Annotated in this window: 19 protein-coding genes; 7 read left to right on the top strand and 12 right to left on the bottom strand. The window is 56.7% G+C overall.

Going from position 1 to position 20,946, the window contains the following annotated elements; all coding sequences use genetic code 11:
• The first annotated feature begins 70 nt into the window (after positions 1-70).
• From GQ674_RS05040 to GQ674_RS05030, 3 genes are all read left to right on the top strand, one after another.
• A complete protein-coding gene (locus tag GQ674_RS05040) occupies positions 71-694 on the top strand; it encodes a hypothetical protein (protein ID WP_159496216.1) in 624 nt (207 codons plus the stop codon).
• Positions 694-1,809 carry a hypothetical protein gene (locus tag GQ674_RS05035; RefSeq protein ID WP_159496215.1) on the top strand — a complete coding sequence of 372 codons (1,116 nt, stop codon included), beginning with the start codon at positions 694-696 and terminating at the stop codon, positions 1,807-1,809. The genes GQ674_RS05040 and GQ674_RS05035 overlap by 1 nt, the downstream gene beginning before the upstream one ends.
• 355 nt (positions 1,810-2,164) lie before the next feature.
• Entirely contained in the window at positions 2,165-2,560 is a 396-nt protein-coding gene (locus tag GQ674_RS05030; RefSeq protein WP_159496214.1) for an H-NS family nucleoid-associated regulatory protein, read from the top strand.
• Between the two features lie 59 nt (positions 2,561-2,619).
• Here the strand turns inward: GQ674_RS05030 and GQ674_RS05025 are convergent, their stop codons facing one another.
• Together GQ674_RS05025 and GQ674_RS05020 are read right to left on the bottom strand one after the other, a co-directional pair.
• Positions 2,620-4,242, bottom strand: coding sequence for a MobA/MobL family protein (locus tag GQ674_RS05025; RefSeq protein WP_236546194.1), 1,623 nt, complete (start codon positions 4,240-4,242; stop codon positions 2,620-2,622).
• 379 nt (positions 4,243-4,621) lie between these two features.
• The gene (locus tag GQ674_RS05020; RefSeq protein ID WP_159496213.1) at positions 4,622-4,957 is read right to left on the bottom strand and encodes a helix-turn-helix transcriptional regulator; all 336 of its coding nucleotides are present in this window, start codon (positions 4,955-4,957) and stop codon (positions 4,622-4,624) included.
• A 166-nt stretch (positions 4,958-5,123) separates the two neighbouring features.
• Between GQ674_RS05020 and GQ674_RS05015 the strand changes: the two genes are divergently transcribed.
• Positions 5,124-5,438, top strand: a complete 315-nt coding sequence (locus tag GQ674_RS05015; RefSeq protein WP_159496212.1) for a hypothetical protein — start codon at positions 5,124-5,126, stop codon at positions 5,436-5,438.
• Between the two features lie 41 nt (positions 5,439-5,479).
• Positions 5,480-5,872: a hypothetical protein gene (locus GQ674_RS05010; RefSeq protein ID WP_159496211.1), complete on the top strand. Its 393-nt coding sequence runs from the start codon at positions 5,480-5,482 to the stop codon at positions 5,870-5,872.
• A 513-nt stretch (positions 5,873-6,385) separates the two neighbouring features.
• Here GQ674_RS05010 and GQ674_RS05005 read toward each other — a convergent pair.
• The 5 genes from GQ674_RS05005 to GQ674_RS04985 all read right to left on the bottom strand — a co-directional run bounded on the left by GQ674_RS05005 (position 6,386) and on the right by GQ674_RS04985 (position 10,719).
• Complete coding sequence (locus tag GQ674_RS05005; protein WP_159496210.1) at positions 6,386-6,562, bottom strand: DUF3606 domain-containing protein; 177 nt, start codon at positions 6,560-6,562, stop codon at positions 6,386-6,388.
• Positions 6,563-6,636: 74 nt separating this feature from the next.
• Entirely contained in the window at positions 6,637-7,530 is an 894-nt protein-coding gene (locus GQ674_RS05000; RefSeq protein ID WP_159496209.1) for a MobA/MobL family protein, read from the bottom strand.
• 223 nt (positions 7,531-7,753) lie between these two features.
• A complete protein-coding gene (locus GQ674_RS04995; RefSeq protein WP_159496208.1) occupies positions 7,754-8,608 on the bottom strand; it encodes an OST-HTH/LOTUS domain-containing protein in 855 nt (284 codons plus the stop codon).
• Between the two features lie 158 nt (positions 8,609-8,766).
• Complete coding sequence (locus GQ674_RS04990) at positions 8,767-10,260, bottom strand: PIN domain-containing protein (RefSeq protein WP_159496207.1); 1,494 nt, start codon at positions 10,258-10,260, stop codon at positions 8,767-8,769.
• A 153-nt stretch (positions 10,261-10,413) separates the two neighbouring features.
• Positions 10,414-10,719 carry a DUF3892 domain-containing protein gene (locus GQ674_RS04985; RefSeq protein WP_159496206.1) on the bottom strand — a complete coding sequence of 102 codons (306 nt, stop codon included), beginning with the start codon at positions 10,717-10,719 and terminating at the stop codon, positions 10,414-10,416.
• Positions 10,720-11,559: 840 nt separating this feature from the next.
• Between GQ674_RS04985 and GQ674_RS04980 the strand changes: the two genes are divergently transcribed.
• The gene (locus GQ674_RS04980; protein ID WP_236546193.1) at positions 11,560-14,682 is read left to right on the top strand and encodes an AAA domain-containing protein; all 3,123 of its coding nucleotides are present in this window, start codon (positions 11,560-11,562) and stop codon (positions 14,680-14,682) included.
• 272 nt (positions 14,683-14,954) lie between these two features.
• On the opposite strand, the gene GQ674_RS04975 is transcribed toward GQ674_RS04980, so the two are convergent.
• The 5 genes from GQ674_RS04975 to GQ674_RS04955 form a co-directional block, all read right to left on the bottom strand.
• A complete protein-coding gene (locus tag GQ674_RS04975; protein WP_159496204.1) occupies positions 14,955-15,452 on the bottom strand; it encodes a hypothetical protein in 498 nt (165 codons plus the stop codon).
• A 29-nt stretch (positions 15,453-15,481) separates the two neighbouring features.
• Positions 15,482-16,609 carry a DUF4062 domain-containing protein gene (locus GQ674_RS04970; protein WP_159496203.1) on the bottom strand — a complete coding sequence of 376 codons (1,128 nt, stop codon included), beginning with the start codon at positions 16,607-16,609 and terminating at the stop codon, positions 15,482-15,484.
• A gap of 414 nt (positions 16,610-17,023) precedes the next feature.
• Complete coding sequence (locus GQ674_RS04965; RefSeq protein WP_159496202.1) at positions 17,024-17,461, bottom strand: hypothetical protein; 438 nt, start codon at positions 17,459-17,461, stop codon at positions 17,024-17,026.
• A 119-nt stretch (positions 17,462-17,580) separates the two neighbouring features.
• Positions 17,581-18,531, bottom strand: coding sequence for a hypothetical protein (locus GQ674_RS04960; RefSeq protein ID WP_159496201.1), 951 nt, complete (start codon positions 18,529-18,531; stop codon positions 17,581-17,583).
• Between the two features lie 59 nt (positions 18,532-18,590).
• On the bottom strand, positions 18,591-19,046 hold the full coding sequence (locus tag GQ674_RS04955; RefSeq protein ID WP_159496200.1) for a hypothetical protein: 456 nt from the start codon (positions 19,044-19,046) through the stop codon (positions 18,591-18,593).
• A 492-nt stretch (positions 19,047-19,538) separates the two neighbouring features.
• Here GQ674_RS04955 and GQ674_RS04950 point away from each other — a divergent pair, with 492 nt between their 5' ends.
• Entirely contained in the window at positions 19,539-20,930 is a 1,392-nt protein-coding gene (locus GQ674_RS04950) for a site-specific integrase (protein WP_159496199.1), read from the top strand.
• Positions 20,931-20,946: the final 16 nt, after the last annotated feature.

Here is a 20,946-nt window from a genome sequence, read left to right as displayed (position 1 = left end):
AAAGCGCTCGGTCGCACCTCTTGCGACAATTTCCCGATATCTTGCGGTTATGCACAGTCGGGGGACTCAAATGGATCATGAGTATGTGGTGCGGGGCGGCGTTAACAGGGCGGACATTGGCAAGTATCTGACCCGAACGGCTTCGGCCGTTTCAGGGCTCTTGGTCTGGGCGCTCCTTCAAGCAGTCGACCTTGCCAAGCAGTTTGGGCTCAGCACGAACTTGCCGCCCGTTGTTCTCTCTCTGATTGGTGCGGGCACCGTCTATGCCGTTCTCTATCTGATCTTCCGCCGCTGGATCTGGCGTATGCCCCTCGTTGCCAGCTGGTTGAAGGTTGCCGATCTTTCGGGCACCTGGATCTGCGAGGGCCATCCTTTTCCACGTCCTGACTCGCTCGCCGTTGATTGGCAGGGAACGATGACGATCACCCAAGATTGGGACAAGGTGCGCATCCACCTTGATGCCGACTCGTCCAGGTCCAACAGTGATGTTGCCGGACTGCTGTCTGACCCCATCGAAGGGTTTGTTCTCCTTTACAGCTATCGCAATGAACCTAAGCCCGGTCAGACAGAGCTCAGCGCCCATCGTGGCTTTGCAAAACTGATCTTTGCCAAGGATTTGAAGACTGGCAAGGGCGACTATTTCAATGGTGACGGTCGTCACTCGTCGGGCACCCTCACACTGCGGAGGCAGTAATGGCAAGGACTGTTGATGAGCGCATCTCCGCTCTGAGAGCGCGGCGCCGTGGCGAGGATCGAGCAAGCCTGATGGCGCAAGACAGCGCTGCGGTGGCTAAGTATGTTGAGAAGATTGGACAGCAGGAGGCGTGGGAAACAAAGGCAACCAGCAAGCCCAACACTCGCTACGTTTTGGGCGCAATGCAAGAGGTCGACGCAGACTACACGCGCATCAGCACTGAGACAGCTATGCGCGTGGCAAACCAGCTAGAAAAACGTATTGAAGGATTCCATCTCGAATTTCACCTGCAAGGTTCCGTGCCGCTCAATGTGCACATTCGTGGCGTTAGCGATGTGGATCTCCTTACGCTGATCACGGCCCAGTTCCTAAGCTACGACCCGGGCGGGCTGCGTGCATCCTCGGGCGCTTACTACCCCACAACCTTGACCTCTTTGCAGCAGCTCAAAAACCTACGCGCGGAAGAAGAACCGGCGCTCGAAAACGCTTTTCCGGCCGCAACGGTAGATACGCAAGGGAGCAAAGCGATCAAGATCTCAGGCGGCTCCCTTGCCCGATCAGTCGATGTAGTGCCTTCCCACTGGCATGACTCTGCCGATTACCAGCGCAGTGGGGCGTTGCATGATCGGGGGGTCATCATCTTGGACAAGAGAAACAGCGTCACGATGACCAACTACCCGTTCAAGCACATCAGGGAAGTTTCAGATCGTGACCTGGTCGCGATGGGCTCCCTAAAGAAGGCCATTCGACTTGTTAAGAACATCAAAGCGGACGCGGAGCGCGAGATTGCGCTCCCAAGCTTTGACCTTGCCGCCATCATGTTCCACGCCGACATGGATGCTTTGCGGAAGGGACATTGGTATGAACTTGGCATCTTGGCAGAGACTCAACGCCACCTCGACTACCTGTGTCACCATCCCGATTACGCGAAGCTACTGCTTGTGCCGGATGGGACGCGACTCATCTTTGATAGCCCAGCCAAGTTCAGCGCTTTGCTGACCCTATCTTGTGAAGTCGACAGGCTTCTCGAAGCCGTTGCAAATGAAAACAGCATCGGACTGCCTGCCAGCAATCATAGTGATCGGCGGCAGCTCATCCAATCGTTGAGCTTCTGAAAGATGCACCCAGTCTGGGCGTCCAGGCTGAGTATTGGCGGGAGACCCAATCCAACGAGGCGATGATCCTACATACCGCCCCCAAAAAGCGAGGCGGGCCGGAGCGAAAAAGCTCCCGGCAGGTCTGGCAAAGCATGGGCACTGGGCTTCCGCCCGCTAGTGCTTTTCCATGCAATAATCGCCCCGATCCTGAAGAACCTGATACACGCCTCTGCAAGGCCTCTATAGCTCGCTTTGCAGGTGAAGCCAGAGCGCTACCCTTTTAGCGCCCTCAAGGCTCAGCTTGATATCGGCACTCTTAGATACCCTCCAAGGTCCCCAAATCAATCGCAACCTTTCAAAAGGCTCACAACGCATGACCAAACCGACGCTCGATTCCATTCTTTCCGCGAAGCAGAAGCTTCAAGACGAGCTCCAAGCACTTGATGCACAGGAGGCTCAGCTGCGCCAAGAACAGACCTCTGATGCTCACGCGGAGATCCTGAACCTCATTGCTCAGTACGCTAAGAACTTCAACGCCAAGCAAAGGGCTGAGATTTCATCCTCACTCGCGGCGAGCACCGGTCAGCCACGAAAGAGTGCCGGCCCGAAGAAGGCCGTCGCCGCCAAGTATTGGCTGCCTCACACCCAAGAAACTTGGTCAGGCCGAGGCCGCACGCCGAGATCATTTGCTGCCTGGGAAGGCACGGCCGCCTATAAAGAATGGAAATCCAAGCACCCTGACGAGAAGTTCCCCGCGTATCCGGGCTGAGTCAGATGCAAAGATCCCCGGCGACGGGGATCTTTTTTGGCCTGCGTTTTCCAAGGCACTTAGAACGTCGGTCGTCGCCCTCGCATCCTATGTTCCCAGTTCCCCGCCTCTTCTGCGCGAACAGGTGGCGGATCCATGTCCCCAAGCGGGCTTCTGGGAAGGATTGCGGCTTTGGGATCAGCAAAGTGCTTTTCCAGGTCGTCCCTTGCCTCAGTCATGCGCTTTCTGGCCTGATCAATACGCCAACGCTGGATCGCCGCAATCCTCGGTGACACATGGGTCTTCGCGCGGTAGACGCGCTGACGGGCGCGCGTCGCCGCTTGCGTCTTAGGTGCATCGGCGTGCTCCGATAGCTTCGCCTGAGCATCAAGTAGCGCCATCCGCGCCCGATGCGGCCGCGCCATCATGTGCGCATACTTGGCCAAGGAGCGGGCCAGCACTTCCGTGTCTTCGAAGGTGAACGCTTTGCCTGCATAGTCATCGATACGCCGACACAAGATGCTGGCATGGGCGAGTTGGAACTCCGGCTCAATTTGGATTCCGGGGACGCTTCGAAGGAGCTCCAATGAATCTTGGGCGACCTCTCGCTGCGCTTCAAGCCAATCTTCAATGAGCTTCGCTTCTGCATTGAGAACCTCGGCATCGCGTCCTGATGCTCTCGTGATCCGCTGCACGCGACTGAGATGTAGGGTTTGCCGGCTGTATTGATCGAAGCTCCGCGCGGCGTTGGGGCGGCGATCCAAGAGATGCTCCCGCACTCTATTCACGACATTACGCGGATGTCCCTCTCCCGCTTGCTGCGGCTTGAGCCCGGCCGCTTTTGCTTGATCGCGCAAGGCAGCGGCGTGGCTATGACCCTCCGGCACCTCCGGATCGTTTATCAATGCTGCTTGGTGTGCCGAGATGGTGGCAACCAGCTTCATCGCCGCATCTTTGCCGCCAAGGCCCTGGACAGACCAAGTCAGACGGCTTTTCCGTTCTAGAGCTGTCTTGACCTTCCCATTGTGCGTTCCTGGCGTGCGGGTCAGCTCCCTCGCGAGCTCAAAGTTGCCTTGCAAAGCCGCTTCGAGCGCTTGGGTCTTCAGTTTGCGGGGGTCGACCCGCTTTTGGATTCCGGCAATGTCGAGATGCCTGTTGATGGTGGCTGCAATCGCCAAGCGCAGCTCCTTGACGGCATTGCTGCCCTGCCCTTGCCGCCCATCGAACTCAGCAGCTGCGCGCTTGCCAAAGCCTTCTGGGCCAACTTGCCGTGCAGACATCAAAAGATGCACATGATGGTTGCGCTGGTCCCCGTTTCGGCTAGGCGTGTGGATCGCCACTAAGACGGCGACCTTATAGCGATCCACCAAGAGCTGCCCCAGGTCCAGAGCCAAGGCCTTCCGTTGTGCTTGATCTAAGCTCTGTGGCAGAGCCACCTCTACTTCCCGGGCGACTAAGGCATTCTTGCGTGTCTCGGCGGCCTCGTTGGCATTCCAGAACTTTTGCGTGTCCAAGCACCAGGTCGGAGCACCCTTGGGGGCGAGCATCTGGACGTGATCAACGCCGTGCCGGCGCGAGTAAGAGTGCGACAGCCCGGTCGCCTCGTCGACGAGATCAAATCCAGCGCGATACGCTGCTGCTGCCACTGAACTATCGCCTTTGCCTCGGCCAAACGACTTCATGTGTGAGTGATAAATTGCCACGACTTCTCCTATTCATTTTTGGAGAAGCCAACAAAAGGCCATTTGCATTATTCGTCTAGGCCTTCACAGCGCCGGCGATTTCGTGCGCGAAATCACAGGGTTTTGCCTTGCTTTGTGCACCGCGGAGCGGGACACGAGGAGGCCAACGGCCTTCGCACTGCCGGCAGGAAGAGCACGGAATTCCGAGAATCGGAAATTCCATCAGTGCGCTATTGCTTCTTAGACTTGTGGGCTCCAGGGAAGAGCCTCACCGCGGCAGGATGGGACTCAATCTTCACCCCCAAAACGCGGCGGTAGCCCCGGCAGCAAAATATGAACAAAACTTAAATTTGACCCATTCACAGATTAGGTGGATGAGTGCCTTTGCAGCAAGGCAACACTATCGCGAGCCTTGTTTTCCTGCCTTTCGCTGCAATTCCGCCACGATTAGCCGCTGCTCTTCGACTGGAAGCTTGACTAAGGCTGTGATTGCCTCTGCGATCTCATCTGTTTCCGCATAGAGCGCTGCCAACGGCATGTCCAATGCCTCCGCAAGGCGCTTCGCGGTGCGCAGATCGCATTCGCGCCCTCCTTTCTCGTAACGGTTGATCCGGACCCTGGCCACGTCAACGCTCAACCCGGCTGCTACGCCGAGTGCCTCTTGGGTTAAGTCGGCCGCTAGTCGAGCTCGTCGCAGGCGATTGGCAAAGATTAGGGGAGCGTCGTCCAGTTCCAAAGCGTGACCAAGGGTAGAAATCCTTAACGATCATGAAGTCTCCTAGTTGCATAGTCTGTTTCCTTTTCGGTAACATCATCACGCATCAAGAGCAAGGCCGCCAGTAGCCGAGCTTCTCGCTTCTGAGCCGAGGTCATCCCCCTCCCCTCTATCACTAGGAATTTCTATGTCCAAGGCCCGCGTTGCAGTCGTTGGAGCGCTGATCGTCTGTCTGGCCGCCTGCTCTGGTGGTGGTGGTCCCCCGCATGACGACCGTCAGAACGCGTTCTTGCAATACGTTCAGGACAACAGCAACGACAAGGCGAAGATTCAGGAATTTAGGAGCGGCAAGTGCGTGAAGGCCGAGGGCGCCCCGAGCTATAACTGCGATGTTTCAGCTCAGATCGAAGCAATGGGGCGGGATTTCGGGAACCAAATGGATGGTGTCTACACCTTCACCGAGGTCGGTGGCACCTGGAAGATCACTGGCAGGGTCCAGTAGTCCGCTGAACCCCTAATCCCCCTTGCATCCGAGGAGCTCAAATGACTGTCGGCACATTCTTCCTGTTGCTCGTCCTAGGCGCCGGCGCACTTGTCGCCGTAGGCGTGGGCAGGACTCTCAGTTCACGAGGTGACCAAGCAGCGTTCGCGGCGGAGTTCGACCAATCCTACTTCTATAGCAATAGCGCCCTGGCGCTGTCTATGGCCCGTTCCCGGATCAAGCTCCGCTCGACGCGGACAACGAAGATCTACCCGCTGAGCGATGTCCGTATGTGGGAAAAGCATTGGCATAACTCAAAGCGCCAAGGCACGCTGACGCTTAGCGTTCGCGATGCTGATCACCCCGTGTGGACGATCAAGTTCTACCGGGAGAGTGACATGAATCGCTGGTATGAGCTTTTGAACCAAGCCATCAACGACAGAGCGATGCTGTGACACTCAGGTTGCAGGCGTGGAATGGGGCTTGACGGAAAAACGTTCTCTGCTACGAATCAGGTCAGGACACCAATCGGATTCTTCGCATGAAACAAGACTTGCCCCGCTCACCGACGCTCCTGGACGAACAGGAATCTCAACTGCGTCATGCTCACGTGGAAAGCTGGATTGCAGATCAACACGCTGCCGGCTTTGGCGTGGACCAGCATATGGCCAACGCACTCCATGCCTATTTGGACGGTGTTGTGGCACTGCCTGAGCTTTTGGCGGAGCTCCGTAGGCCCTACTTGCACTGAAGCGCTCAGGGCAGCGGTCAACCACAGCCTCAGTCGAAGTAGAGCCGTTCTCTCTTCAAATGAATGAAGGCGGCTGCAGAAGCGTCCCTTCGGCGCTGCTGATCCTGAATTGTCATTGGGGCGTTGCGGCACTCATTCCTGAGGCACTAGGCCGGCATCGGCGCAGCAAGGAGGGCGGATGAGACCGCCCTCCTCTCCAACCTTTGCGCAGGGGGACTTATTTGCCCAGGTAGCGCTTGACGTCCTTGGCCATGACGCCGACGGCGGCCACGGCCTCTTTCAGCTTGGCCGGGGTTACATCGAAGTGCCGAGACCAGTCGCGCAGCTCCCAATCTTCGTTGACATTGATGCGGATTCCGTCGGGCGGACCGCGCTTTTCCAAATTATCTGCCATTGAAAAATCTCCATGTCGCCTCGAAGTGTGAGGCGCTCCACAGTCTCGCCGCCTTCTGCGCTCGTCCAGTCGGGTTAGCCCGCTTTGCACGGTAGGACTTCCCCTACCTGCCTATTGGACTCTAGAGCCGCACCAGGCAGCTCACTGGGTAGCACCGGGAGTGCGTCAGTGGCAGGGCTGTACGGGAGCGAATGAGAAGGTATACCGGCAACCATGGGGAGCGCGCTGGACTGTTCGCCACGCGCCCGCTCAGCCGTGTGGCCCGCTGGGACGGGAAGAAGCTTGCCCTCCTTTCGGTAGCGGCCCAAGAGTTGCTCAAAGCTCGCTTGCTCGTCGCCAACGACTCCCTCGCCCCGACGCGTGGCAAGGCCCTCCGCTAGATCCCGGGTTTTACGCTCAACCTGGGGCCCGCCTAGACCGAGATGCGCACTGATGCGCTCAGAGATCATTGCTCGAATCCACAGCACCTCACCGTAGCCATTGATTCGCCTGTCCAGGACGCGCGTCTTCGCAGCCAGCCCAGAGGCTTCCATGCGTCTGGTCGTCACCAAGATGTGAGCGTAGAAGTAGCGAGGATCGTCCTTGGTTGGCCGATGATGGCTCGCTTGTAACGCAAAGCCGTATCTCTCGATCAGTGCATGCGAAATGTCGAGAACAAGGTCCCAACGCTCGCGGTCATCGAGCTCGTGCGGCAATGCAATGGTGAAATCTCGGCAGACTGTGCTGTTACGACGGCGCTCCGCTGCCTCTGCTGCGGCCCAGAGACGTTGGGGGTCATTGAACCAGGCAGGCGAACCTGGAGGAGCCAAGCAGCACGCTTGGATGATTCCACCTCGCCCGCGGTAGTCGTGTTTGACTCCCGTCGATGGGTCAGTGAGCAGAAATCCGCCCCGGTAGGCGGCGGCGGCCAAAGCCGAATGCCCCTTGGCGCGGCTGTAAGTTCTGATGCGTGTGTGTTCGATTGTCATGGAGCCTCCTGTGTCCTGGTCCATTGGTTATGACTCAAGATTCAAGATGCGCAATATCACAAACTCCTTTATTTTCAAGCATTTATTTTGCCTAGGAGGGAATCAGCGGCTATGCTGACTGGCTTACGTATTCTGACCCAGACTTATGAAGGCAGGTCAAGGAGAGGCAAAGCTCCGCAGTCATCACCGCGCTGAATCGGCAGGCACTCAACGCACTCTGCCATCAACGCAAACGATCCGTAAAGCACGCCTCGCGTGAGCCGTTGACGTCCCTGTATTCAAGCCTGAAAAGACGGGACTGATGCACAACCTGTCTAAAACTTCGGCATCCATACTTCTCCGGCAGCTGATCGGGCTCGCGCGCTCGAATGAACCGCTGAGCAGCGGCAATAGACGTCCAACCATCCACTGACAACTCAGACATCGCGTCTCTCAGCAGCCTAACGATTCCTGACCTTGGCCAGTCGACTGAACCATCCGGTGCAATGCCGTTGATCACCAAGTCGCGGAAGACCTCAGACTGGACGAATTCGGCGGCAAGTTGGCGCGCTTGCTCCATGTTCTCAGCCCAGCTGCGCAACTGTTCGAAGTGAAGATCAATGCGGTCGTAGGCCGTCAGCAATGCCTGCCTGGCGCGCGCACAGCCCGGCACGGTCCAAACGTCGTGGTGATCGATGAGGTGGTGGACCAAGTGGTTCCGGAGCCTTACTAGATCTTTGAGATCTGCTTGGGTCCGCTCGAAGTCCTCAGCGTCCATTTCAAGCCGGAACTGCATTCGAACCGTCGCGGCCTCTGCAGAATCAGAACCGACTAAATCGGTGTCACGCCCAGAGCCATGGACCAAATAGGACCCCAGAAGTTTCCCCACCAGGAGACCAAGGCTTTTTGTTGACGCCTCAGCGATACGAGCGGACCGGATTGCATCCAGCGACGAGACGGTTCCACAGATCTCATGGTGCGCCACGATGGCTTTGATCAACCGTTCGTACTGTTGAATGCGCAGAAGGCACCGGCCCAACAGCCGCTGCACCTCCCGCTGAGGAACTCGCAGTGGATCAGTAGGTAATGAGTTAATCACGGAATGGGTCCTGACGCGCCAGACTGCCAAGGGGCCTTCGATCCAAAGCCAGCATTGCGATTTCTGCAGAGCGCAGATCCTGACTGGCGAGATCTAGGCTCAGATCCTCATTGAGACTGCATGCTCCGTTCACGACACTCGGCGCCAAAGTCTTCTGACTACAGAAGCTCAAGAAGCGCGTTTGCCTCAGCGTAAGTGTCAGCAGCGACCATTGTGATCTCAATGGGGAATGTCGCCACAACGGGCGTACCAAGGTTTGCCGCATGAACTTCGACTCTTAGTGCCCCCTTCACTTGGCCCGGTGCCCGCTCACCGAGTATTACCACATTGAACTCGAACGCCTCGGGGCGAGATTGATGCCGGAACTGCGAGCAGGTTAGTGACGTGCTTGGGCGCGGATGTGTCGGACGAGTCCCTGGTTTCCAATAAAAGGTATCAGGTTCGCGCTGAGGTGGAGGCCCTAGGCGGGCACTGATCGGCTCCATATCCAGAAAACGCCTTGTCGCCTCCACACCCGCAATCGTCGCGGCATGATGCGGGAACAGGCTTCGTTTGACCCAATTTCCCTTCGGGGCTTTGGGTACAGGTGGCAATCTCACAACCCGCTGCCCAGACCCCACGCTCAGCGTCGCGACGGAGCCAAGATCCACCGTCTTCTCCTCCTCATCAGCGTCGACCAGCGATAGCAACCAACCTTTACCCCTGAGCGATATGTCGACGCTGACATCCTCTGCCGGCCTTGACCCGTCGTTTCTTAGCGTGAACTCAACGCGTGGCGCCGCTTCTCGGTCGTTGAGCTCAGAGTGCAGTTTCCGCCATACCTCCTCGCACTTCGTAAGCCACCCTGGATAAGTTGAGTTCTTGTAGTGATCAATCGCCTCTTGACTAGCCGGCTTGAACTCTTCACGTAGGTTAGCAACCGCGAGTCCAAGCGTTGGAACGCGCGCAGCCATCTCTTTCGGCCCGAATTCGCTCTCACAGGGCCATTGCGATCGCAGCCTGTCCAACAAGTTTGCTACCTGTTCTTCATTAAGTGGCTCGTAACAATGCACCTCAAACTTCCATGGATCGTCGACTGCCTCGACGAGACAGTTGGGCTCCGCCTTCAGCACACGCGCCAGCTCACTCTCCAACGCTTTGATGCGCTTTTGATCCTCGTTCGTTTCCGCAGGCAGTAGCCAGTCTTCGGGCACCTTGTAAAAGGGAACCCCGACGCGTTTGGCGGCAAGGAGAACACCGTTGTCACGTGACAGAAGGGCAACCTCCGACCCCAGATGTGCTTTCTTGAAGGCAGAAACGGTCCCCACGATCGAGTCGTCCGGGTGGGCGTAGTCGAGTTCACCACTTAAGTCAGGGTCGGGCTTAAATGCATCAGCTGATATCAGCCTCACCGCAGGCCCGGGCGATGCCGGCCTGATCTCAAGTGCATCTTGGTCCAACAGTTCTCCGATCCAACTGTTGACCTTACGGGCGCGATTCGCCAGACGCCCCTGCCCACCTTTTTGCCGATCGGTCTCACGGACGACGGGAGTCACCAGGACCAACGTGATCTCGGTGACTGGATCGCACAACGATGACCAGTCAAGCTCGTGGAATGATCGGCACTGGAGTAAGACATTCGTGTCCGGAATGAGATAAAGAGCTTTGGCCATATTTCAACACTACCGTTGTGCAAGAGGAGGCTTCAGTTCGATCAAGGATATGCAAAGCGCCGTGAGTCATCTACCTTTTCCCTCAGCCGACCGGCTTAGCGCAAGTGACATGGCCGCGCTACATTGACGAAGCCATGCACTTTCACGACCAACTTAAAAGGAAGGCAGGTTTTCCAAGTTATCCTTGGTCGTCTGATCGTTCTTTGTCTTCAGATACTTTGTCGTCACGGGAGCGATCTGAAGCGGCGCGCCGACACCCCAGTTCCCATCTGCCTTCTTAAAGATCGTGGTGAAGCTCTTCCCTCTCTCGATTAGCTCGATCACCTTAGGGCGCGTCAGCTCTTGTGCGGGCTGCAAGGTGTTCGATCCCACCTTAACCTCGTGAACTCTCAGCTTAGCGATGTGGGTTTCATCGCTGTTGTAGTTGACAGCAGACACGTAAAAATCCGGATTGGCCATTGCGAACTCTCCTTGTAGGTCAGTCGTGCTTTAGATCTGATCTTGCATGCTTGGTGATCGTGACTCACCAAGCGTAGCTTTCTGCTCGCCATCCACTGACCGACGGGCAAAAAACCGCCCGGTGCGGCACCCTCTTGAGGACACCATCCAAACTAAGTTGGGACGCATATTGGCAGGGGCCCCAAAATGCTCGCATCTCCCTTGGGTGATCACAATCCGCTAGTGCAGCACTCCGCTGTCAGATTTTTCTGACAGACCTTCGTCCCTGTTGGACTATGGGTCCGAGCTTCGCCCGGCTTGTAGAGCGCCCCCTACGCGGCAGCGCCTTGCCCCTGGGCGACTAACGGAGCAGAGGAGACAAACCGTGTTTTCGGCCCTGTCCTCCTGCCCGAGGTCATCGCTTTTGGCATGATGGGCGTCAACCTTGGGATGCTCGCAAACAAAGCGTCGAGCCGCACTCCTAAAATTGCTAGATTAGCTCCATATCTTGGACGACGGAACACGGAAATGAGCCGCCCGCACCTAGCCAAATCCATCGATCAACTTGAAGACATCTATGGATGCTCCTCGGCAGATGTGAGCACGCTCCGAATGCTTTCAGAGGAGCTTTCCTTCCGCCGGACTCCTCGTGCGAAGGAACTACTCAATGAGGTGAATGCCGCCCTGATTGCCCTTCAAGTTAAGCCGCACGTTTCGCCCAGCGTCCCTCACCCTCCCATGCCCCCGAGCGCTCCTCGCCGCTCCGATCCTGGCGATCTAAACGAGCATCGCCCCCTTAGGGAGCCCCTGCTTACCCCCCCGGCGGACTCACGCCCCCCCTCGCCCCCTGGTGCGCCGGTCATGTTCACCAACCACGCCAGCGACATCTTGGACTCCTGGTCCGCTCTGGAAGTCCTGTCGCCCACTACCTTCAAGCGCCGAGCAGAGCTGGCCAGTAACATTGCCCAAAATATCGTCGCGATTGGTCCTGGGATGCCGTGGGACGGCGGGTCAGCGCGCTCCAAGCCCAATTTCAAAGTCTATTTCCACATCATCCTGGGCACGCTTTCCGCAGAACCGGCTTTCGATCAACTCTTGCGGCATTTTCACGATACCCGGGTGAATCCCCCCAATATCAAGGGAGAAGTCGTGCTCGCCTCTATCCTTGTTGACAAGGAGGGGCGATTGGCCGGTGAAGTGCCAGTATCGCTTTCCGCTTTTGGCTGGGGGCTGCCCGTAGCGCTCCGTGGATCGCTGCAAGACCTTGCCGCGTGGACAAAGGAAGAGGCGCGGCTGATCGAAGGTTTGACCAAGCAGCTCCGGCCAGACCCGAGTCAGGCCGACACGCCCATCCGCTTTGAAACACTCCAAAATAGCTTTAACTGGCTGGTGAAGACCCTCGGACTTCCACCGGATCTGGTGCAGGGCCCGCAGTTTGCCGCCGCCGCATATGTGGGCTTCCGGAGCAGCGCTGTGCCGGATCCACTGCTGCTCAACAGTTTTTACCTGCGTGATTTGGCCCAAGCCAAGGACCGAGCAACCCGCAACGCACTCCCGCCCGCCTTGCGCCGGTTCTTGGGACAATCGACGCCGCCACACCGACACGATCTGCTGAGTGAACCGCTAGCCCTAGAAGTCGCTTTGTCCCCGGCGTTTGCACCGGGTGGCCGCTGGGTGACACCTTCCGGACAGCGCCCCGCGCTGTTGCAGCAAGCTGCGGTGAACCTGGCGTCCCAACTGTCTGGGACCAACCCGATCCTTGGCGTCAACGGTCCTCCTGGAACAGGTAAGAGCACGTTGCTTCGCGACGTGGTCGCCGATCAGCTGACCCAGCGTGCCAAGGCCATGTGCAGCTTCGATGACCCCACCAAGGCGTTCAAGTCCGTGTGGAGCAAACGCGTTCGCGGCGAGACTCAAGAGCTTTATGCCCTGGATGAAACCCTTCGCGGCTTTGAGATGGTTGTAGCAAGCTCAAACAACAAAGCGGTGGAGAACGTCAGCGCAGAGATGCCGGCGTTGAGCTCTATTGCAGTCGAAAGCAGCATGCGCTACTTCGCCCCGCTCGCGAGCCAGTTGCTCGACAAACCGGCGTGGGGACTGATGGCCGCCGTGCTGGGCAACGGAAGCAATCGCTCACGCTTCCGCAAGGCATTTTGGACCGAATCTCACCTGTCGTTCAAAACCTACCTAGAGCGGGTCAGCGGTGTCACAGCAGCTCAACCAGGCGTGCCACCGGATCTGGCCGAACTTTGCCAGGGTCCGACAGGACGCGCAGACGCGTTGGAGCGATGGCACAAGGCTAAAGACCGCTTTCGTCGTCAGGATCTGCTCGTTCGCGCGCGCTTAGCTGAGCTGGAAACGCTGCGCACTGCCTTGGCCGACCTGCCCCACCTCCGCGAAGCCGCAAGGCATACAGCATTGTTGCTCCAAGAAAGCCAAGGCTCGCTAGAAGCAGCTAGCAAGTCGTGCGAAGCCGATCAAGCGGCCCTATCCCACGCGAAGCAAACGGTTGAGCACGCGCACCTACGACTACAACAGCACGAACAGGAGCGGCCCAGCTTCTTTTCACTTAAACGCCTCTTTGGCTCCTCCAAGGCCGCGCAGTGGCACGACGACCACGGGTCGTTCTCTCATGCGCATGGGCAAGCCAAGCTTGTCTATCAAGATGCTAAGAAACAGCATGATGCAGGTCTGGGAAAGCTGGCACATGCAAGGCATATCGCGACCGAGCGCGCTGGCCAGTATGATTTTGCAAAGGCCAAGCTTGACGCTGGGCTTGCCTCCTGCGCCCAAATTCGGGTAGGCGAAGGCGCAAGCGTGCTTGATACAGCCTTCCATCAATTGGATCACTCGTCCAAGAACACCTCTCTTCCCTGGCTCGACAGCCAGCTCCAAATCCAGCGCGCCGAGCTGTTTGAGGCTGCGATAGCTGTGCATCGATCATTCATTGATGCCGCCGCGTTGCCGCTGCTTCGAAACCTTAACGGGCTTCTCAGCGGTAACTTCAAACTCGGCTCCGATCGCAAGCACCTGGCGGCTGATCTTTGGAGCACACTTTTCCTCGTTGTGCCGGTGATCTCAACGACGTTTGCGTCCGTAGAACGCATGCTTAGTCAACTTCCCGAGGAAAGCTTGGGGTGGCTCCTTGTCGATGAGGCAGGGCAAGCAACACCGCAATCTGTGGTCGGCGCGCTGCTTCGCACGAAACGCGCACTGGTTGTAGGCGACCCCTTGCAGGTCGAACCTGTGGTCCCGCTGCCGCCGCCCCTCACGCAGGCGATCATGCAGCAGTTCAACGTGGATCCCGATCGTTTTGCCGCCCCCGGCGCATCAGTCCAGACCCTTGCGGACGATGGCAGCCTGCACTGTGCGCGTTTCGAAACCGCGTCTGGATTGCGCGCAGTGGGGGCGCCATTGTTGGTCCATCGGCGTTGTGCCTCTCCGATGTTTGATATCTCCAATCGTGTGGCCTACAACAGCCTCATGGTCCAAGCCAAGCAGCCGTCACCCTCCGTCATTCGCAACATACTTGGACCGTCGCGCTGGATCGATGTTCGAGGCAGTGGGCGCGACAAGTATTCGCAGGAAGAAGGGGACGAGGTCGTTGCACTTTTGCGCACGCTTCGCGCAAATCAGATAGCACCGGACCTTTATGTCATCACCCCGTTTGTCGTCGTCCAAGACGAACTTCGGGAGCTTGTTCGCCGATCTGGCGTGTTAGAAGGATGGGTGGAAAGCGCCTCGAGCTGGGTTTACGAGCGCATTGGCACTGTGCATACCGTGCAGGGCCGTGAAGCTCAGGCGGTCGTCTTCGTTCTAGGCGCGCCACAGGCTGCTCAGCATGGCGCTCGGCAATGGGCGGGGTCGACGCCAAACCTCCTCAATGTTGCGGTCACTCGTGCCAAGGAGGTGATCTATGTGATTGGCAATCGGAGTCTTTGGTCGAGTGCTGGGCATTTCGCCGTGCTAGACCAAGCGCTCTGACCTGAGCCGTGGACCCGCTTGGCCGAACGCACCTCGGGACAGCATCTCCGCGCAGTGAGCATGCCCATACTTCACGGCATACTCCCATGCCCTGTAGCAAGCCGTCTGCCTGTCGGGGAGCGGCAAAGCCATGATCTCAGCAACGATGGCGAGCTGTCCACGCGCCGCAGCCAGTGGGAGTGCCCTCGCCGCCGCTGTTTATGACTCAATATTTGAGAAGCGCAACAGCTCGAAAACACGTAGTTTTTGACGTTCCTTTTGCCATTTAAGGTTCAAACCCGCAATCGATCGACTTCGAAAATCTGACCTAAGCTGACGAAGGGACGAGACGGGTGGCAAAGCTCCGCCGTCCACTTCCCGTATCGATTGACCGCTCCCCGGGGAGCCTCACCTAAGGAGCGCCCGTCCAAGCTAAAAGCAAACATATCTGCGTCTCCCCAACGGTCCGGTTTGCCTCCGACCACGACTGGACCGGAGGCGGTGAGCGACAGTGAGGCTGTTTCGAAAACGTCGCGCGATGGCAGAGTGCCGCTAGGAACAGCGGGGAACCATGCGAAGGGGTCGGCCAACGTTAGGCAGGCGGGCATTCCCTCGACAACGTTGAACAGTGTCCCCGCTCGGTCACCTTGGAGCATGATGAAACTCTTGACCGGCACGTCTTCTAGCTCATGACTGACTAAGAATGCCCAGGCCTCCCGGAACCAAAAAATACTTCCCGGAGCAAGGTCTTGTGGAACACGTTCTGAAAACGCTTCTGCGGGGACGATCATGGGGCACCTCAGTTATGGATCGAAGGTCGTTATTGACTATTCCAACGGCGACGCAGTAGCACGACGAGGTCCTCAACGATTCGCTGCGTGTCCATCGTCAGCGCTTGTCTGACCTGGTGGGCTGGCGTAAGGAGGACGGGCTCCTGGTGCTCTCCCTGCCGCCAAGGAACTTGCATGCTGTTTGGACTCGCCTCGTGTTCCGCCCGGGTCCGCCAAGCACCTGCATGCTCTCCGAGCAGCCGCACCGCAGGAACGACATGGCTAAGCCGTTCGGTTGGATCGATAGTAGCCAGAAGCCACGCCGTGTAGCTGATCGCAGCGTCCAGCTTTCCGGCGATATCTTCTTCTACGACGACCGATAGCCCCATACCACGCTCTGGTGGCGGAACAGGCAAACTGATCAGAAGATCGCCGTTGGGCCACAGTCGAACGGACGCGCCGTCACTACGCTGGCCTTCCTGGCCCAAGAGAAGCGACTCGCCGGACAGGCCTGCCTGCATCCCCAAGCTCCGATCAAAGATAGCGGGCTTTCCGAAAAGCGCTTGTTGCTGCATGGCATCTGTGAGCGCTTGGGCTTCCATCTCGGCAGGACGAAGCACCGTTGTGTCGGGCCCGGCAGCAACGGCAAGCTGCAAGACCACACCGCTTTGATGATAGCCGCGCTCAATTTGCGGAAAGAGCGTCAGCGCACGCGCGCGCATTCCGGCGGGATCAAGGGGGGCTACGGCTTGCGTTAGCTGAAACTTGTGGATGGCGCGCGTCGCCTTCTGGCCCAGGTCATCCGGTGAGCTAAACCCATCCCAGAGCTGACCACCTTGCCACTTGCCGATCTCTGAAATCAGATCGGCCTGATCCGCCTCCGACTCTACACCGGACTGCACAAATACAAGGAGAGGCTTCCGATTGCGTGCCTCATGCACTTCCTCGTGCGTAGCTGAGACGCCCCCCGCTTGCTTGGTCCCGTAGCGAGAACCCAGAACGAGGATGACGAGGTCCGCCTCGCGCACGCCGTTAAGACATGCAACCTGGGGAGAACTCGCCAGGGCTCCAAAGTCCTCAGCTCTGATGGCTTGGTGACCAAGAAGCTCAATCGCGTGCTTGACGGCAGCTCGCTCAGCTTCCATGCCCGTTATAAGTGAGCTGATAAAGATCTTCATTGGAACCTCAGATGATGACTCAGGCGAGTCTAGACAACGATTTGAGCATACGCTGGTCTCAACAGGTGCACTACACGATCTCTGCTCCTGTCCGGTTTTCAAGACCTGGCTTCCTACCCGAGCCCCAGTGCACATCACGATCGCCGTCAGGCACGAAAGCACAGGCACTGCGGCTCATACGGTCGGCTGGCTGTCGTTGGGGTCAGGGATGCGCTTGGCGGAATACCATACTATTCGGACATGCTTGTCAGCTTGGTAGATGATCGCCATGATGGCCGACAACCTCGATGGCGTGCTCAACTTACGCCCGCAAAGCTTCGATGTAAGAAATCATTGAGCTGATGAACACCTCTACGTCAAACCTCCGCTAACTCTGCTTAAGAGGTTTAAGTTGCGGCATCCTTCAGATGAAGGTCATGCCTTCGAGGAGGTCATATCCAAGCGACGCTCTGCTTTCTCGATCAGCGCCAGTTGGCGCTTGATGTAGGCCTCGCCCTTTCGAACACGCACCATCATGCCCAACGGATAGACCACGCATCCGTAGATCGAAAGGCCCAGCACCCCCAAGCCTGGCCCGATCCAGTTGGCGCCACCCGTCATGAAGGCTAGCGGAGCAAGCATGATGGCAATACCTAGAATGCCAAAGCAGCAAAGAACTTGGATAAGCAGGAACTGCGTGACATGGAATTTGTCTTGGCCGAGATGCTCGATCTTCCGAATTTCAGCCCGATTGATGGCCAAGCTTACCCGGTCGTTCCAGAAGATCGCCTTGCCGCAAGCCCAACGAGCCAAGTAGATAACCGTTGAAGCCACCACGCCGCCGATGACCGCTTGTGCTAACCAATTGTCCATGAGGTTATTCCTGTCAGTAAATTCGAGGCTCCAAGGCCCAGTTGTTAGTGCCCAGACCCGGGGACAATCTCAGCAGAGTGATGTCTCAAATTCTGAGACACGCTCGCCTTCATCGCATCTCATGGCTTAAAGGCTGAGCCAAGCTCATCCTTAGATGGTGGCAATTCATACTGGATGCTGAGCTTTCCCACCGATCCTGAAAGCCCGACGAGTGGCGATCTGTCGCATCCTTTGAGCACAAGCTGCCAAGAACCGCTCCCATCCTCGCCGACAATCAAGTTCATGAGTTTCGCTAGACTAGTCAGTTCAATGCATTCTGGAACTTTGCCATCGACCTCCGGCAGATCGATCTCTAGCCAGTTGCAGCTCTGAGAGTTGAACGCGTCAGCGAGGACCTGACAAAAGAGAACTGCCTCAAAGCCATCTACCTCAATCACAGGGTCCCCTTTATCTTGCAACTCCAAGGCAACCTGTTCCGAAATCCGATCCAAGGGCAAGCAGCAAAGTTGCCCATTAATTTGGCAAAGGTAATGCACCCAGGTCAGATGCTGCGTGCCGGGTGATACCTCACCCTTTCTCCTCATAAGATCGCAGCCCGTATCGTGCAGTGCTTTCAGCTGCTTATCGATGGCACCGTCTTTTCTCTTTCTGTTTTGCCTTATCTTTATATGCCCATCTGGTATGCTTTCTGACCAATCGCTCTTGGCTTGAAAGATCGAAAGACGCACGCGACCTGACGGGAGTTTAACGAGAAGTGCAAAGTCCGCGCCTCGCATCGATTCACTCCATGCGTCACTGCTATGCTTTCGATACTGACCCCACCCAAATTCGCAGACTTGCGATGGCGCATTGGAGCCAAATGCGAGGAACGAAAGTGGCAGAGCGGATGCCAAACTTCCCACAAGAGAGGCTGTCAGCCCCTCCTCGTCCAGGCGATGCTCAACCAAGTTGATTGCCTCCATCGACTTGGCCGCAAGACTCACGCAGCAACCGATGACGGACTTGTCTGGCAATTTTTGACCTGCGAGACTCTCTAGCCAATCCTCCAAACCAACGCCTTGGGAACTCATTTGCATCTCCGGGCTGTGTGCCGACTGATGTTACACGAGCGTGGGATCCGAGCGTGGGATCAGTGTTGCGCTGCCACCAGAAACTTTTCAGCCGCTCGCTTCCAGAGTTCTTCATATTCTTTATCAAGACGAAGTGCCAGAATTTTACAAGCAAGCGCACGCCATCGCCTCGGAAGTTCTGGAACTGTCCAACTCATCTCAATGCAATTACTCGTTAGATGCCAAACTTGGTCCCTATGCCCAGTAGACATCCAGCGCATCAACTTTTCACGCTCCTCCTGCGAACACCGCTTATGGACAAGTTCAAATTTTTGCAGCGCTTGCTGGACCGCCATTTCGCTTTGGAGCTTTCGCTTTAAGCATTCATCGATTTCTCGCAAAGAGGCAAATTCAGTCACTTTGCCAGGTATTGTTGCCGAGGCAACTCGCCACGCAGAACGAGACCCATTCGTTTTTTCACTCTTTAAAACCCATCCCAATTTCAGCAGGAACTGCTCTCGGTCTTTCCTATTCATGATCTCACCTCGCCCCTTAAATTAACGCGAGCGCCAGCTTCGTCAAGTCAGCCGTTAAAACAGGCTGTCCTTCTAACAAGTTATGTCTCAAACGCAGGGCAAACAGCTTCCAACTTGATCATGGATTGAGATATTGCAAAGTTGATTGCCTAACTGCCTTCTTAAGATAAATTACTTAAGGCAAACCATCTCTCATTTATCTCCCGTTCATTTTAGGAGTGAGATATATCTCTCACTTTTCGCCGATTTATTACTTTTAAACACTACACGCGCATATATGGTTTCGACCGATCAGACGCGGACGGAAGCCCCGTCACATATAATGTTACCCCAACTAATAGAATAAAACTCACCACATAACTCTCAGCACTTTTGACACACATTTCTGCATTGCCTAAGTCGTTCTCGAACTCGAAATTCTTGCCATGATTTTGGATTGACAGAAATCTGAGCCACCTTATCAAAGATCTACCTCCTGCAATTGGATCGTAGATGCACTTTCAACACCCCCAACTTGATCTCTACTTACAGAAGCCTACGGGTCAGCTCTATATCCGCAGCATACGTATCGGCAATGTTGAATTTGGTGACTTGGTGATTCAAGATCGCGCTGGCGCGCTCCACCTCCAAGATTTGGTCCAAGCAACCTACGATCACAGTGAGAAGATCCGCCGATTACGGCGAAACGGCACCCGCTATCCAGAGCCCCTGCCCTTAGCCACCCCCGCCAGACTTCTTTCAGAAGAGGTCGACGACTTCCTCAAGGACAAGGAACGCCAGAACCTTCGCACTACCACCATCGATGCCTATCAGCGAACGCTTGCCATTTTGCAAAGAGTGGCCGGCAACACTTCTGCCTCTCGGATCGATCACACGCACATCTACCAGATGTGGGATCTGCTGCGCTGGGCCCCTCATGACTTCATGACCAACCCTGCATACAGCAGCTTGACGCCTGAACTTCTGATCGCCCAAGGCCAAAGCCAAGGAAGACCGCAGCCGGCTAACTCCACCCTTGAGCTCCATCGCCGCTTTCTGGCCTCCTTCTTCAATACCTTAGTCAAAGCCCGCGCCATTCCTCACTCGCCAATGGATGCGTTCAAGCCAGCAAGAGACGAGCTGTTGATCGATCAAGATGAGCCCGAGCGACTACTTTCCATTGAGGAGGTTCAGAAGATCTTCAACCCCGACACATTCCTCCCATGGGCTAAGAAATATCCCCACCGCTGGTGGTGTCCGCTCATTGCGTTGTATACAGGGGCGCGCATCAATGAGATCGCCCAGCTCAAAGTGGCTGACATCGTTCAAGACCACGGTGTGTGGTGCTTCTCTGTGCAAAAGACCGTGGATGAAGACCTCGCCCAAAGCAGCGGACGGCGGAGCCGGCAAAGCATCAAGGGCAAGAGCGCTATGCGTAAGGTGCCGATACACGCGAGCCTGATCCAAGCAGGCTTCATGGACTTCCTGGCTGACATCAAGGCCTGCGGACACCCGCGCCTCTTCCCACACCTATCTGCCAGCGTTTCCAAAAAGACCGGCAAGGTCACTGGACGCTACAGCCAAGGCTTCGTCAATCAGTTTGGTAGCTACCTAAAAGGTGTCGGCTTTGCCAAGGGCATCGGCTCGCATGCCTTCCGCCATACCCTTGCAACCGAACTCGACGCCAAGGGCGTGAGGATTGAGCACATTGCCTTGATCACAGGCCACTCGCTCAACAAGAAGGCGCCGGTGCTCCAAGACAATTATGTTCACAAGTCCGCAAACAATGTGCGCAAAATCCAAGTCGAAGCCTTGGAGCAATACCAACCACCTGTTGAACTGCCCCGCTACTTGCGCGGACAGTTCCGAGAACGATTGGGCAAGGATGCGAGAGTGTACCCCTGAACATCGAGATGGCGTA

Origin of the sequence: Stenotrophomonas sp. 364 (assembly GCF_009832905.1) — a bacterium.
Classification (GTDB): domain Bacteria; phylum Pseudomonadota; class Gammaproteobacteria; order Xanthomonadales; family Xanthomonadaceae; genus Stenotrophomonas; species Stenotrophomonas maltophilia_AP.
The sequence above is the reverse complement of the archived record's forward strand: the minus strand, read 5'-3'. Positions and strand labels throughout refer to the sequence as shown.

Bases quoted from the DNA above. Each gene is read 5' to 3' on its own strand.
- GQ674_RS05030 (WP_159496214.1), top strand. From the start codon at position 2,165: ATGACCAAACCGACGCTCGATTCCATTCTTTCCGCGAAGCAGAAGCTT.
- GQ674_RS05035 (WP_159496215.1), top strand. From the start codon at position 694: ATGGCAAGGACTGTTGATGAGCGCATCTCCGCTCTGAGAGCGCGGCGC.
- GQ674_RS04980 (WP_236546193.1), top strand. From the start codon at position 11,560: ATGTTCACCAACCACGCCAGCGACATCTTGGACTCCTGGTCCGCTCTG.
- GQ674_RS05040 (WP_159496216.1), top strand. From the start codon at position 71: ATGGATCATGAGTATGTGGTGCGGGGCGGCGTTAACAGGGCGGACATT.
- GQ674_RS05010 (WP_159496211.1), top strand. From the start codon at position 5,480: ATGACTGTCGGCACATTCTTCCTGTTGCTCGTCCTAGGCGCCGGCGCA.
- GQ674_RS04950 (WP_159496199.1), top strand. From the start codon at position 19,539: ATGCACTTTCAACACCCCCAACTTGATCTCTACTTACAGAAGCCTACG.
- GQ674_RS05005 (WP_159496210.1), bottom strand. From the start codon at position 6,562: ATGGCAGATAATTTGGAAAAGCGCGGTCCGCCCGACGGAATCCGCATC.
- GQ674_RS05015 (WP_159496212.1), top strand. From the start codon at position 5,124: ATGTCCAAGGCCCGCGTTGCAGTCGTTGGAGCGCTGATCGTCTGTCTG.
- GQ674_RS04970 (WP_159496203.1), bottom strand. From the start codon at position 16,609: ATGAAGATCTTTATCAGCTCACTTATAACGGGCATGGAAGCTGAGCGA.
- GQ674_RS04990 (WP_159496207.1), bottom strand. From the start codon at position 10,260: ATGGCCAAAGCTCTTTATCTCATTCCGGACACGAATGTCTTACTCCAG.
- GQ674_RS04965 (WP_159496202.1), bottom strand. From the start codon at position 17,461: ATGGACAATTGGTTAGCACAAGCGGTCATCGGCGGCGTGGTGGCTTCA.
- GQ674_RS04985 (WP_159496206.1), bottom strand. From the start codon at position 10,719: ATGGCCAATCCGGATTTTTACGTGTCTGCTGTCAACTACAACAGCGAT.
- GQ674_RS04975 (WP_159496204.1), bottom strand. From the start codon at position 15,452: ATGATCGTCCCCGCAGAAGCGTTTTCAGAACGTGTTCCACAAGACCTT.
- GQ674_RS04955 (WP_159496200.1), bottom strand. From the start codon at position 19,046: ATGAATAGGAAAGACCGAGAGCAGTTCCTGCTGAAATTGGGATGGGTT.
- GQ674_RS04960 (WP_159496201.1), bottom strand. From the start codon at position 18,531: ATGAGTTCCCAAGGCGTTGGTTTGGAGGATTGGCTAGAGAGTCTCGCA.
- GQ674_RS05000 (WP_159496209.1), bottom strand. From the start codon at position 7,530: ATGACAATCGAACACACACGCATCAGAACTTACAGCCGCGCCAAGGGG.